Source organism: Proteus vulgaris, from assembly GCF_023100685.1.
Taxonomy (GTDB): Bacteria; Pseudomonadota; Gammaproteobacteria; order Enterobacterales; family Enterobacteriaceae; genus Proteus.
On record NZ_CP090064.1, the window covers coordinates 329,685 to 341,917 of the forward strand.

Here is a 12,233-nt window from a genome sequence, read left to right on the forward strand (position 1 = left end):
ATAGGGTAATACCTTAACCCTGATAATTATGCGGTATTACTCGTCGCTATTCAAACCCGCGCGATTAAGTAAGAACTGAGACAGTAAAGAAACAGGACGACCTGTTGCGCCTTTGGCTTTACCAGAACGCCATGCTGTACCTGCAATATCTAAGTGAGCCCAGTTATATTTCGTCGCAAAACGCGCTAAGAAACAACCGGCAGTAATTGCGCCACCTAAACGACCACCTGTATTCGCTAAGTCAGCAAAGTTAGATTCGATTTGTTCATAGAACTCATCGCCTAATGGTAAACGCCAAGCGCGATCACCCGCTTGCTCTGATGCATTCATTAACTCATGTGCTAACGGATTATGATTAGACATTAATCCGCTGTAGTGATGCCCTAAAGCCACCATACATGCACCTGTTAATGTTGCAATATCGACAACTAACTCAGGTTCAAAGCGCTCAACATAAGTTAACGTATCACATAGAACTAAGCGGCCTTCAGCATCAGTGTTTAATACTTCAACGGTTTGGCCGGACATAGTTGTTAAGATATCACCAGGGCGATAGGCTTTTCCACCCGGCATATTTTCACAACCCGCAAGTACACCAATAACGTTAATCGGTAATTGTAGTTCTGCAACCACACGCATCACGCCATAGACTGTTGCAGCACCACACATGTCATATTTCATCTCATCCATGCCATCAGCAGGTTTGATAGAAATACCACCCGAGTCAAATGTCAGCCCTTTACCGACTAATACGATTGGGCGAGCTTCAGGATCTTTACTGCCTTTGTACTCAATGATAGACATTAAAGATTCATTTTGAGAGCCCTGACCTACCGCAAGGTAAGCGTTCATGTTCAGCTCTTTCATTTGCTCTTCGCCAATAACTCGCGTAGAAACATTTGAAGAGGAGTCTGCCAATTGACGCGCTTGAGAAGCTAAATAAGCGGCATTACAGATGTTTGGTGGCATGTTTGCTAAATCTTTACATGCTTTAATACCTGATGCGATAGCTAAACCATGAGCAATGGCACGTTCACCACTAGGTAGTTCACGACGAGTAGGAACATTAAAGACCATCTTACGTAATGGACGACGTAATTCTGTCTTATTGCTCTTTAGTTGATCAAAGGTATAGAGGCAATCTTTTGCAGTCTCAACCGCTTGACGTACTTTCCAGTAATTATTACGACCTTTAACATGCAACTCAGTGAGAAAGCAGACCGCTTCCATTGAGCCAGTTTCATTGAGCGTATTAATAGTTTTTTGAATGATTTGTTTATATTGACGTTCATCCAACTCACGCTCTTTACCACAACCGATCAGTAAAACGCGCTCAGAGAGAACATTAGGTACATGATGTAACAGCAATGATTGTCCAACTTTGCCTTCCAGCTCACCTCGGCGTAATAAGGCGCTGATATAGCCATCACTGATTTTATCAAGTTGCTCCGCGATCGGAGATAAACGACGAGGCTCAAACACCCCCACGATAATACAAGCGCTGCGTTGTTTCTCTGGGCTGCCGCTTTTTACATTAAACTCCATGCGTTCTCCTGAATATTAAAGACAAAAACGGAAAGTATCGTTTAGAATAGTGATCCGCATTAATCTACCCCATAGAAAGTTTACTTTTTATGTTAAGCTAAATGCATTAATTGAACACAACTAATTTAGCTAACTTATAAGCTTGTTCTTATTGGGAACCTGTTTATAGCATGTTTTGATATCATTTGGGCTGCAAGAATGTCTAACTGAGATGCACAAATGATAGATATACAACGAAGTTAGCGATTTTCCTGCAAAAAGACAAGTTTTCACAGGCATAACTAGCGTGATTATAATTCGATATTTAGCTCGGGAAACCCTTAAAAGCCAGATAGCCATCTTGTTTATCCTGATGCTTATCTTCTTTAGCCAGAAACTGGTTGAAATTTTAGGGGCTGCTGTAGAAGGTAACATTCCTACAAACCTCGTGATTTCTCTGCTATGGCTGGGAATTCCAGAGATGGCACAGCTTATTCTTCCATTAAGCCTCTTTCTTGGGCTTCTGATGACTTACAGCAAACTTTATGTTGAAAGTGAGATAACCGTCATGAATGCGTGCGGGATAGGTAAAAAAGCATTAGTGCAAGCAGCACTATTGCTTTCATTGCTGACTAGCGCATTAGCCGCAGGGAATGTCATTTGGCTTATTCCATGGTCATCAGCGCATCAAGAGCAAGTGCTTGAAGATGCCAAGGCAAACCCAAGCTTGGCGGCCTTGATGGAAGGACAATTCAAAATGTCCAGTGACCGTAATATGGTACTTTATCTAGGTAGCGTAAAAGGTAACCAATTCCAAGATGTGTTCCTCGCACAGTTACGTCCAACGCAAGATCAGCGTCCGTCGGTTGTGGTGGCAGATAAAGGTTATACCAAGGAATTGCCTAACGGAAATCAGATTGTTGTACTCAGTGAGGGAACTCGCTATGAAGGTACGGCTGTATTGCGTGATTTTCGTATCACCGATTTTAATGACTACCAAGCTGTTATCGGGCATCGCGAATCTACCATTAGCAGTAATCGTGTAGAACAAAAAACGATGACGGAACTTTGGCATTCTAATGAAACAGAATCTATCGCAGAATTCCATTGGCGATTAACTTTGATTTTCTCTGTTGTCATTATGGCTGTGATGGTGGTGCCTTTAAGTGAGGTGAACCCACGCCAAGGTCGCGTATTAAGTATGTTACCCGCAATGTTGCTTTATCTGGTCTTTTTCTTATTACAAAGCTCGCTACATTCTAATGGCGAAAAAGGAAAAGTTGACCCTCTCATTGCGATGTGGAGTGTTAATGGCGTTTATCTTGGCTTAGCTATCTTATTGAATATTTGGGATACCTTGCCTATGCGTAAATTCCGAGCTCGCTTTAAGAAAGGAGTTGCCTGATGTTTGGTGTATTAGATAGATATATCGGGCGTACTATTTTACAGTCGATTTTGATGACACTATTTTTGCTGGTTTCTCTATCTGGCATTATCAAATTTGTCGATCAACTCCGTAAAGTAGGGCAAGGGGATTTCACCACACTTGATGCGGGTATTTATGCGATCTTAAATATCCTTAAAGATGTGCAGATCTTCTTCCCCATGGCTGCGTTACTCGGTGCATTATTAGGGTTAGGTGCATTGGCAACACGCAGTGAGCTGGTGGTGATGCAGGCATCTGGTTTTACACGTTTGCAAATCGCAGGCTCTGTGATGAAAACCGCTATCCCATTAGTACTGTTGACAGTCCTGATTGGCGAATGGGGGGCACCACAAGGTGAACAATATGCACGTAACTATCGCGCTGAAAAAATCATGGGTAACTCTTTAGTTTCCACTAACCGTGGTATGTGGGCTAAAGATGGCAATCAATTTATTCATATCAACCGAATAAAGAGCCAAAATGAGATGCAAGGCATCACACTCTATGATTTTAATAATGATAGAAAACTAGAAACTGTGCGTTATGCATCAAGTGCAACCTATGATGTCGATAAAAAAACGTGGATGTTAAAACAAGTCGAACAGTCAGATTTAACCGATCCACAAAAAATCACAGGTAAAAAACAGGTATCACTTGAATGGCCAACCCGATTAACGCCAGAAAAATTGAGCGTTGTGGCCTTAGATCCTGATGCATTATCGATTAGTGGGCTCTATCAATATGTTAAATACCTCAAACAGAGTGGACAAGAATCAGCAAACTATGAGCTGAATTTCTGGAAAAAAATCTTTGCGCCAGTCTCTGTTGCAGTAATGATGTTGATGGCATTGTCATTTATCTTTGGTCCATTGCGTACTGTGCCAATGGGATTAAGAGTTCTAACGGGTATCTCTTTTGGCTTCCTGTTTTATATCGTCAATGAAGTTTCAGGACGATTAAGTCTGGTTTATGGCATACCTGCTGTGATTGCAGCATTAGTGCCAGGAATATTATTCCTAACGTTAAGTCTATGGTTATTGATGAGGCGTAATCGTTAGGTAATATCCACTGTAGCCAGAAAAAACAAAAAGCGCCTAACAAGGCGCTTTTTGTTTCTATCGGGGGATGTGATCACTGATAAAAATCTTTTGCTAGTGCGCGAACAAGAGCATTGGTGCCTTGGGTCACTTCACTAAACTTAGTGCCATTTGGTTTACGAGTGATCACAACAAATACACCAATATTTAATTCAGGTATTGTTGCCATATAGGTATTAAATCCACCGCCACCGCCAGTTTTTTGGTAGATAGCCGGAATTCCATTGGCTGGAGCCATATAAACCCAACCTAAACCGACACCATCGGCACGACCTGCAACATCCATTCCCTCTATTGAAGAGAGCCGATTACGAGGAAAATAGACAGACTGCTCTTTACTTGCCGTTGCTTTTCGCATGGCATTATGAGAGGTCAAAAAGCCTTGCATCCAACGTTGCATATCTGCAGGTGTTGAGTACACACCACCACTTCCTGCCGCTGCTATTGTGTCAGAACATGGACTTGGTTTATATCCGACTAATAATCGTTGGCATTGTGCAGGTGTTGGCGTCAATGTGGTATTGGTCATTCCTGCTGGTTGAGTAACATATTGTTTTAGGAGTTGCGGATAACTTTTACCGGATGCTTTCACTAAGGCATCTGCTAATAAGTCATACGCTAAATTTGAATACGCAGCTTGATTACCCGCAGGTGATGTTAATGTTGCTTTTTTTAACCAGTTCCAACGGTCGCCATGAGTTGGCCAAATAAAAACAGGTCTTCCCCATTTTCCACCAGGTTGTTCTCGTGGAAAACCACTGGTATGACTGGCTAAATGATAAAGGCGGATAGGTGATTGAGCACTCACTAATGGGATATCAACACCATAGTAATTGTATTTCTGTAATGGATCAGTAACTAATAATTTCCCATCATCTTGTAGTTTAAGCATGACTTCACTGGTCATTAACTTTGTAATTGAAGCAATACGAATAAGCGAATTCATTGATGGTGCATTGCGACTTTCAGGCGTTGTTGTCCCAAAAGCATGATTCAAGGTTTGAGAATTATTGATCATGACAATAACCATGCCTTGAGGGTTACTCTTTTGATAGATCTGAGAAGCATATTTATCAAACAACACCCGCGCATTACTCACATTAGGGCTTAATGCTGTAGGCCATTGTGTAAGTTCAGGTACATTATTATTCTGCTGATTTAACATAGAAGGTTGCGTTGCTGGTGGTAGTGATGAATTCTGGCTACAGGCATTCAATGTCAGCAAAGCGACTGGGATCATAAGATATTTTAGAAAATGTTTTTTCATTTTTACTTTCAACAGAAGTCAGTGAGGTGAAAGGAGTGCGATCAACATAAGTGGCTTATGTTTTAAATTGGTGCCTTTCTTATCGCGCTATTTTTTCTTTATCATTTTTAATACGGCACCCAAGATAATACCAACAAATATACCCGTTATAATCCAGCCAACAATGCCCATAACACCGCCTTCTAATCCGATTTAAACCAAATTTTGATTATATTATCAGAAATAAGAATGTCTATCAGTGCAAGTGCCAGTTATCAGAAAGTTGGCATTAAATGTGTCAAATTGTCTCTGATATAAAGATAGTGAAGAAAAACTGCATCATAAAAAGATAATTCCCTGCTATTTCTCATCTAAAAATGAGATAAGTATTACCGTTAAGTTACAATCTCCTTCGTTTATCGTACATTTTTACTCTATTATTAGTTTTTCTTTATTATTAAGTTAAAATATGTATATCAAGAAAATGTTAATGAATGGTGTTATATTTTTCATTGGTTAATTTTATTGGTATTTTAACTCGACATGTATCATTTTTAGATGGTATTAATAGTGTTTTATAAAGACAATATAAGAGTGTGTCATATTTTGTAATAATTTAGTGATTGTGGGAACATAAAATTAAACTTATTATAGTTTCATCAAGTCGAGAGACTGAGAATATAAGCGTTACAGAGCAAAGATAACACAGCAATAATAGAGCGAAGTAATAAGAAGGCATATTATAAAATAGCCTCTTAAATAATAAATAAGTTATATATTAGTAGTAATTTTTCAACACCATTATATTAAATAGTAATACCTTTGTTTTAAAAGTAAGTTTGTTAATTTAGTTGTAAATACCTTGATGTTAGATAGCTGTACCTTCGTTATAGTAGTAAAGAAGTACCTTTATATTAGATAGTAGAACTTTCGTTATAGTAGTTATGTATGCCTTTGTTTTAAAAGTAAGTTTGTTAATTTAGTTGTAAATACCTTGATGTTAGATAGCTGTACCTTCGTTATAGTAGTAAAGAAGTACCTTTATATTAGATAGTAGAACTTTCGTTATAGTAGTTATGTATGCCTTTGTTTTAAAAGTAAGTTTGTTAATTTAGTTGTAAATACCTTGATGTTAGATAGCTGTACCTTCGTTATAGTAGTAAAGAAGTACCTTTATATTAGATAGTAGAACTTTCGTTATAGTAGTTATGTATACCTTTGTTTTAAAAGTAAGTTTTTTAATTTAATAATAAGTACCTTTATATCAATAAAATGTAGTACCGATAAAGAAGTTTATTTATCATATTAAAATATAACTACCTTCTTCCTCACACCAGGGAAGAAAAGGGCAATGACGCTATAAAAATAACTTATAGTCATTAAAATAAAATTAAGCCCTCTATTAGCAGTACTGTTGGATCAAAACACTAACCCAAGTTTTGATCCTTTTTTTATTTATCGCTATATAAATTATAATATATCGATTGTGTAAGATAATAATGATTCAAAAATTATTTTAATGGAAAAAAGATATTACTATAGAGAGTAAATATATTTACTATTAATTAATTTCTTAAATAAATGAGAATAAAATAAAAGATGAAATATATAAAAAGAATAGAAATAAATAGAAACTAGGTAAAATTGCCTCAAGAATTTTGATGATTGATATAATGCGGCTTAAACCTATACAACAGTGGTTTTTGAACAACATAACAATTGTACTTTAATGGTAATGCAACAACATAAATGCACTTTTTTTCGCCAATCAAGCTGAAAACTAACAATAATTGTTGCGAGGGTTCACCATGCAAGTATAATGAGCGGGTTTTCCAGACACACTTCAGTGCCGGAGTGGCGAAATTGGTAGACGCAGTTGATTCAAAATCAACCGCCTTCGGGTGTGCCGGTTCGAGTCCGGCCTTCGGCACCATAAGAACATCAATGGACGTCAACAGACGTCTTTTTTGTATCTAAAATCCCAGTTCTACAAGGCTTTCCTCGCGTTTTAACTCTACCAACGTATACTCAACTCAACCGACATCAAGTTAATGATGTGGGTACATTTGCGGGTATATACCGATTCGATAAAGTTTTGTACCCGCAATTCGGCTGCGAGGATAGTTCAAATGGCACTTTCCGATACTAAGATCCGTTCTGCAAAACCTGAAGATAAAGCATATAAGCTGACAGATGGTAAAGGATTATTTCTTCTGGTTCACCCCAATGGTTCTAAATATTGGCGCTTTCGTTATCGCTTTGGCGGTAAAGAAAAGATGCTAGCATTTGGCGTATACCCTGATGTCTCCCTAGCGAATGCCCGTGAAAAACGAGATGAGGCAAGAAAACTTGTCGCTAACGGAGTAGATCCTAGTGAAAAACGCAAAGAAGTAAAAGAAGAGCAACAAAAGGAATTTAATACCTTCGAGAAGGTTGCACGTGATTGGCACGCAACGAATAAGAAGTGGTCTGAAGGGCATAGCCATCGAGTCCTCAAAAACCTTGAAGACAATATCTTTGCCGCTATTGGTAAACGTAATATCGCTGAACTAAAAACTCGTGATCTACTCGAACCCATTAAAGCCGTAGAGATGTCTGGACGTCTTGAAGTGGCGGCACGCTTACAACAGCGTGTGACCGCCATTATGCGCTATGCAGTACAAAGTGGTTTAATTGACTATAACCCAGCGCAAGATATGGCGGGTGCCGTTGCTACTGGTAAACGAGTCCATAGAGCCGCTTTAGAACTCAAACGCCTACCTGATTTCTTACAACGCATTGATGATTATAAGGGAAGACCTTTAACTAAACTTGCAGTCAAACTTACCTTGTTAGTCTTCATTCGTTCCAGTGAACTGCGTTTCGCTCGTTGGGATGAAATTGATTTTGAAAATGCCATGTGGACGATCCCCGCAGAACGCGAAGCGATAGAAGGGGTTAAACATTCCCATCGTGGATCAAAAATGCGTACTACTCATTTAGTGCCTTTAAGCCGACAAGCCATTGATATTTTAAAACAGATCTATCAATTCAGCGGTAACCACGAACTGATCTTTATCGGCGATCATAATCCTAGAAAGCCAATGAGTGAAAATACAGTGAATAATGCATTACGTGTGATGGGCTATGATACTAAGATGGAAGTCTGTGGACATGGTTTTAGAACGATGGCGTGTAGTTCGTTGATTGAGTCAGGGCTATGGTCGAAGGATGCGGTAGAAAGGCAAATGAGCCACCAAGAGCGTAACTCAGTGAGGGCGGCTTATATTCATAAGGCGGAGCATATTGAGGAAAGGCGATTGATGGTGCAATGGTGGGCGGATTATTTGGATGTGAATAGGGAAGGGGAAATTTCGCCGTTTAGTTTTGCTAAGTCGGGTAATCCATTAAAGGCAATTTAAATTAGATCATTGAATTGTCGGGTATAAAGGGAGGCTGACAGGGGATGTATTCCTCTATACGATGAGCACAATTTTGCATGAAAAAAGATATAACTCTACATGGACTGAACTGGATATATCGATAAGTATGCGATCCGTGGCACGTATAATCATGCTCAGTATATGGATGGGCGCAGGGAGATGATGCAGTGGTATGCGGACTATATGGATGAGTTGGAAAGGGGATCGGTATCCTAAACTCAGTTGTTTAGATAGCTGGATAAAGTTGTCATCATAATGGGGGATTTATATAACTGATTGTGTTTTAACTTAAACTTTATGATTTTGAAAACTGATATCTATAGGTTAGACTCATTAATATTATTAACTTTTGAGGTGATTATATTATGGCTGAGACTATCAATATTAGTGAGCTAGCCCACAATGTATCAAAGGATATTTTTGATTGGTTTAGGTGGGAGCCAATTGAGTTTTATGATGAAAATTTTTCTTGTAGGAAACAAGATGAGCACTTCTCTAAAGAAGAAAAAGAAAGTGTTGTGGAAGAGGATGAAACCGATAGTGAAGAAAAAGATGCAGTGAAGACTCATCCTGTCGATATTGTCTTCAAATATAGAGACCCATATAGTGGAAAGGATATATTATTTAATACTGATTTAAAAAGTTATGCATCCAATAGTATTAAGCCAAGTGATGTGAGGGATATGTTAAAATCAATTGCTAAAACAATTGATTGTGCCTCAATAAGTTCTGAATGGAAGAATAGGTATGCAATTAAGTCAACTAAATATGAAATAAGAGGAATGTTGTTTATCTATAACCATGATGGAAACTACCATAGAAATTTTTATGATGTATTTAAAACTGAAAAGATAAATAATAGACGTAAGTTAGGAATCAATTTAGCATCTATTGGATTAAAAACAAATCAGCAGATACATATTGTTGAACCATTAATGATCAGTTATATGACTACTATTATTGCTGATGTTGATAAACTACATAGAGAAGGTTCATTTCCTCGACATAAATATTCATTTTATTATCCTGAATTGATAAGAAATAAAACTATAAGTGGAGATAAATACTCAAGGCCAGCAACTATAGAGGCAATAACCGCACCTTATTTAATTATTGAGCATGATGAAGTAATTGTTGAGAGTAGAGTGGAAGGTAAAAATGATACATATCCAGCGGGATTTGTTATTTATTATAATAGGCAAGGTAATGATCCATATGAATTTGTGTATCTCTTCGATACATTATCTAGATACCAGATATTAAATGGAGATTATAATATTAGACTGAGATTAGCTCATTACTTACCCAATAAAGATGTTATTAGTCATTTTGAGAGGGCAAAGGAGATATATATACGTAGTTGGGGGTATGATGATAATAAAAGGAATATTTTAAATAAAATTGATATAAATGAAATAACGCTAAAACAGACCTGTTTTAAAACAAAAGAAGTTGCACAGAGGAAAAAATGAGTAAAGATAATTATGGAAATAAAACGGGTGCTATATATAGCGCAACAGACAAAGCAATTTTTGATGCGTTACAGCAATTTAAGGTAACAAGAGATGACTTAAAAGATTTATATTTCAAAAGAGGGATTATTATATCAAATAAAACGTCTAAAGAGAGTTTGGCGGATAACTTTTCAAAATATATTCATGGGTATGAAGATTACGAATATTTATCAAAGATTTTAGGTGTTGCGACTCAAAGAGAGAGAACTAGATCAATAGATTTAATAAGTAAATCTATTGAAGCAAGTGATATTGAAGAGGCTTTAGATAAAGTTAAAAATTGTCTAAGTTATGAAGATAGTAACGATATAGTTGATTATAATATAGTTAACAAAAAATATATTTTAAAAATTGAGTATAGTGAACCTGACTTTACTAAATCAGAATTTAGACAAGTTGTGGATAAAGATGCAGAGATTACTATTGAAAAAATTAAAGGAGTGATCAGATTAATTGGACCGCATAATAAAAAGATGGAAAAAATAACTAATATTATTTTTGATTCTTTAGCGGAGAAAGATCCAACTATCTCACGTGATGAAATAAATTTAGAAGGGCTGGTTAATAATAATTTAATTAGCTCTTTATTTGATAAATTAACAACATCAATGAAAGGTTACAGCCTCAAAAGTGTTACCGATGTATATGTCTACAACCCGGATAAAGATAACGGTTCAGGCACTCATATAAAAAAGGCATCCTTATCTGGAACAGGTGTTACATTATCTCAAGAACTATCATCACTATATAAATCAGGGTTTTATATTTGGAAAATAGTTTGGACAATAACAGATGATAGATATGTAGAATCTGATATCTATGAAATAGAAGCTCTTTTTTCTGAACCAGAAAACTGTACTGGATTTGTATTTTTAGTTAAAGGTTATTATCCGAGAAAAATAGATAGTTCAGATATTAATGATACTCATCACAAAAATAGAATTAATATGAGTAAATCAGAGGAAATGATATTCAATAAATTAGTGTTAAAAACAGCAAAGAAAATAATATCTGAAATTAGATCAAGCGGTAATAGTGATGATTTACCTATAATGGAGGAATGATGAAGACACGATATAGGTGGGTTTTAATTAATATAGATATATCTCTTGATGACCTTGTTAATATTATATTAAATAATGGGTTTGATTCAAGGGCTAATAAGGGTTATATAGTAAATAATCTAGATCATGATTCAATAGATGCTGTTTTTGTTGAAAGAGTAATACAGTATGAGAAAATAAATAGGCCTGATGGTACTGAGGATGAAATAAAGATTGAAAGGTTTTTATATACATATTTTGTTATATCTATTTTTTCTGGTAATAAGTTTTTAATAAGAATAGAAAATTCACCTAGAACACTGAATGAATTTATTATGTATCTAAAAAAAATACTAGATTATAATTTTTTTGTTGAATCAGTAAATATTAATATTTTTAAATTAATACCATTAATGATGAATGATACGCTAAAAAATATTAATATAAAAAAAATAAAAGCATCTAATATTATTATAAACACATATTCTTCTGCTATAGTGGAAGTTACATCTTCAATTAATGCTTTAGATATATTTATGGATAAGTTCAAAGTAAAAGATTTTAAGTTAGAGTATGCAAAGCTAACTTTTTCTTATGATAATACAACTTATACATTAGATATAAAAAACTCAGGAATAACAGTAGATAATATGGCACCAATTGATTTAATTGAAAAGCTAATTTGTCATGAATATATCTAATCTAAATTTTTTGGTAATTGCATGTTTCTTAACAATTTCAGTTTTAAAAATATCATTAGATGTATACACATGAATTTTTTCGCGATATAACCACTACTGATTAAATCAGCAGTGGTTATATCGCTATATAAAATCATCTATGCTATACCGTCATGATGTTATTAGTTATTTAAGATGAATGTGTAAATCGACCATTAATATATGATAAATTTTCGTTATCATAATCCATTTATTTACAATTAAAACTCAATATTTTATTA

Annotated in this window: 8 protein-coding genes, 1 tRNA gene and 1 pseudogene; 8 read left to right on the plus strand and 2 right to left on the minus strand. The window is 35.9% G+C overall.

Features of this window, described 5'->3' with window-relative positions:
- Nucleotides 1-36: 36 nt before the first annotated feature.
- The gene (gene pepA / locus LW139_RS01675; RefSeq protein WP_036939243.1) at nt 37-1,545 is read right to left on the minus strand and encodes a leucyl aminopeptidase; all 1,509 of its coding nucleotides are present in this window, start codon (nt 1,543-1,545) and stop codon (nt 37-39) included.
- Nucleotides 1,546-1,831: 286 nt separating this feature from the next.
- On the opposite strand from pepA, the gene lptF reads away from it, so the two are divergent.
- Nucleotides 1,832-2,929: an LPS export ABC transporter permease LptF gene (lptF, locus tag LW139_RS01680; RefSeq protein WP_166540317.1), complete on the plus strand. Its 1,098-nt coding sequence runs from the start codon at nt 1,832-1,834 to the stop codon at nt 2,927-2,929.
- The gene (lptG, locus tag LW139_RS01685) at nt 2,929-4,008 is read left to right on the plus strand and encodes an LPS export ABC transporter permease LptG (protein WP_109408533.1); all 1,080 of its coding nucleotides are present in this window, start codon (nt 2,929-2,931) and stop codon (nt 4,006-4,008) included. The genes lptF and lptG overlap by 1 nt, the downstream gene beginning before the upstream one ends.
- Before the next feature lie 73 nt (nt 4,009-4,081).
- Here the strand turns inward: lptG and ampH are convergent, their stop codons facing one another.
- Nucleotides 4,082-5,314: a D-alanyl-D-alanine-carboxypeptidase/endopeptidase AmpH gene (gene ampH, locus LW139_RS01690; RefSeq protein WP_247850528.1), complete on the minus strand. Its 1,233-nt coding sequence runs from the start codon at nt 5,312-5,314 to the stop codon at nt 4,082-4,084.
- A gap of 1,827 nt (nt 5,315-7,141) precedes the next feature.
- Here ampH and LW139_RS01695 point away from each other — a divergent pair.
- From LW139_RS01695 to LW139_RS01720, 6 genes and pseudogenes are all read left to right on the plus strand, one after another.
- Nucleotides 7,142-7,226 (plus strand) — tRNA-Leu (locus LW139_RS01695).
- 196 nt (nt 7,227-7,422) lie between these two features.
- The gene (locus LW139_RS01700) at nt 7,423-8,694 is read left to right on the plus strand and encodes a tyrosine-type recombinase/integrase (protein WP_247850529.1); all 1,272 of its coding nucleotides are present in this window, start codon (nt 7,423-7,425) and stop codon (nt 8,692-8,694) included.
- 16 nt (nt 8,695-8,710) lie between these two features.
- A pseudogene (locus LW139_RS01705) lies at nt 8,711-8,931 on the plus strand (integrase); the annotation flags it as partial.
- 149 nt (nt 8,932-9,080) lie between these two features.
- Nucleotides 9,081-10,187, plus strand: a complete 1,107-nt coding sequence (locus LW139_RS01710; protein WP_247850530.1) for a hypothetical protein — start codon at nt 9,081-9,083, stop codon at nt 10,185-10,187.
- Complete coding sequence (locus tag LW139_RS01715) at nt 10,184-11,293, plus strand: hypothetical protein (protein WP_247850531.1); 1,110 nt, start codon at nt 10,184-10,186, stop codon at nt 11,291-11,293. Before LW139_RS01710 ends, LW139_RS01715 begins: the two co-directional genes overlap by 4 nt.
- Nucleotides 11,293-11,973 carry a hypothetical protein gene (locus LW139_RS01720; RefSeq protein WP_247850532.1) on the plus strand — a complete coding sequence of 227 codons (681 nt, stop codon included), beginning with the start codon at nt 11,293-11,295 and terminating at the stop codon, nt 11,971-11,973. Before LW139_RS01715 ends, LW139_RS01720 begins: the two co-directional genes overlap by 1 nt.
- The last annotated feature ends 260 nt before the right edge of the window (nt 11,974-12,233 follow it).

What these genes read in the sequence shown, in the direction of transcription:
- pepA (WP_036939243.1), bottom strand. Translation starts at nt 1,545, where the DNA reads ATGGAGTTTAATGTAAAAAGCGGCAGCCCAGAGAAACAACGCAGCGCT.
- lptG (WP_109408533.1), top strand. Translation starts at nt 2,929, where the DNA reads ATGTTTGGTGTATTAGATAGATATATCGGGCGTACTATTTTACAGTCG.
- ampH (WP_247850528.1), bottom strand. Translation starts at nt 5,314, where the DNA reads ATGAAAAAACATTTTCTAAAATATCTTATGATCCCAGTCGCTTTGCTG.
- LW139_RS01700 (WP_247850529.1), top strand. Translation starts at nt 7,423, where the DNA reads ATGGCACTTTCCGATACTAAGATCCGTTCTGCAAAACCTGAAGATAAA.
- LW139_RS01710 (WP_247850530.1), top strand. Translation starts at nt 9,081, where the DNA reads ATGGCTGAGACTATCAATATTAGTGAGCTAGCCCACAATGTATCAAAG.
- LW139_RS01715 (WP_247850531.1), top strand. Translation starts at nt 10,184, where the DNA reads ATGAGTAAAGATAATTATGGAAATAAAACGGGTGCTATATATAGCGCA.
- LW139_RS01720 (WP_247850532.1), top strand. Translation starts at nt 11,293, where the DNA reads ATGAAGACACGATATAGGTGGGTTTTAATTAATATAGATATATCTCTT.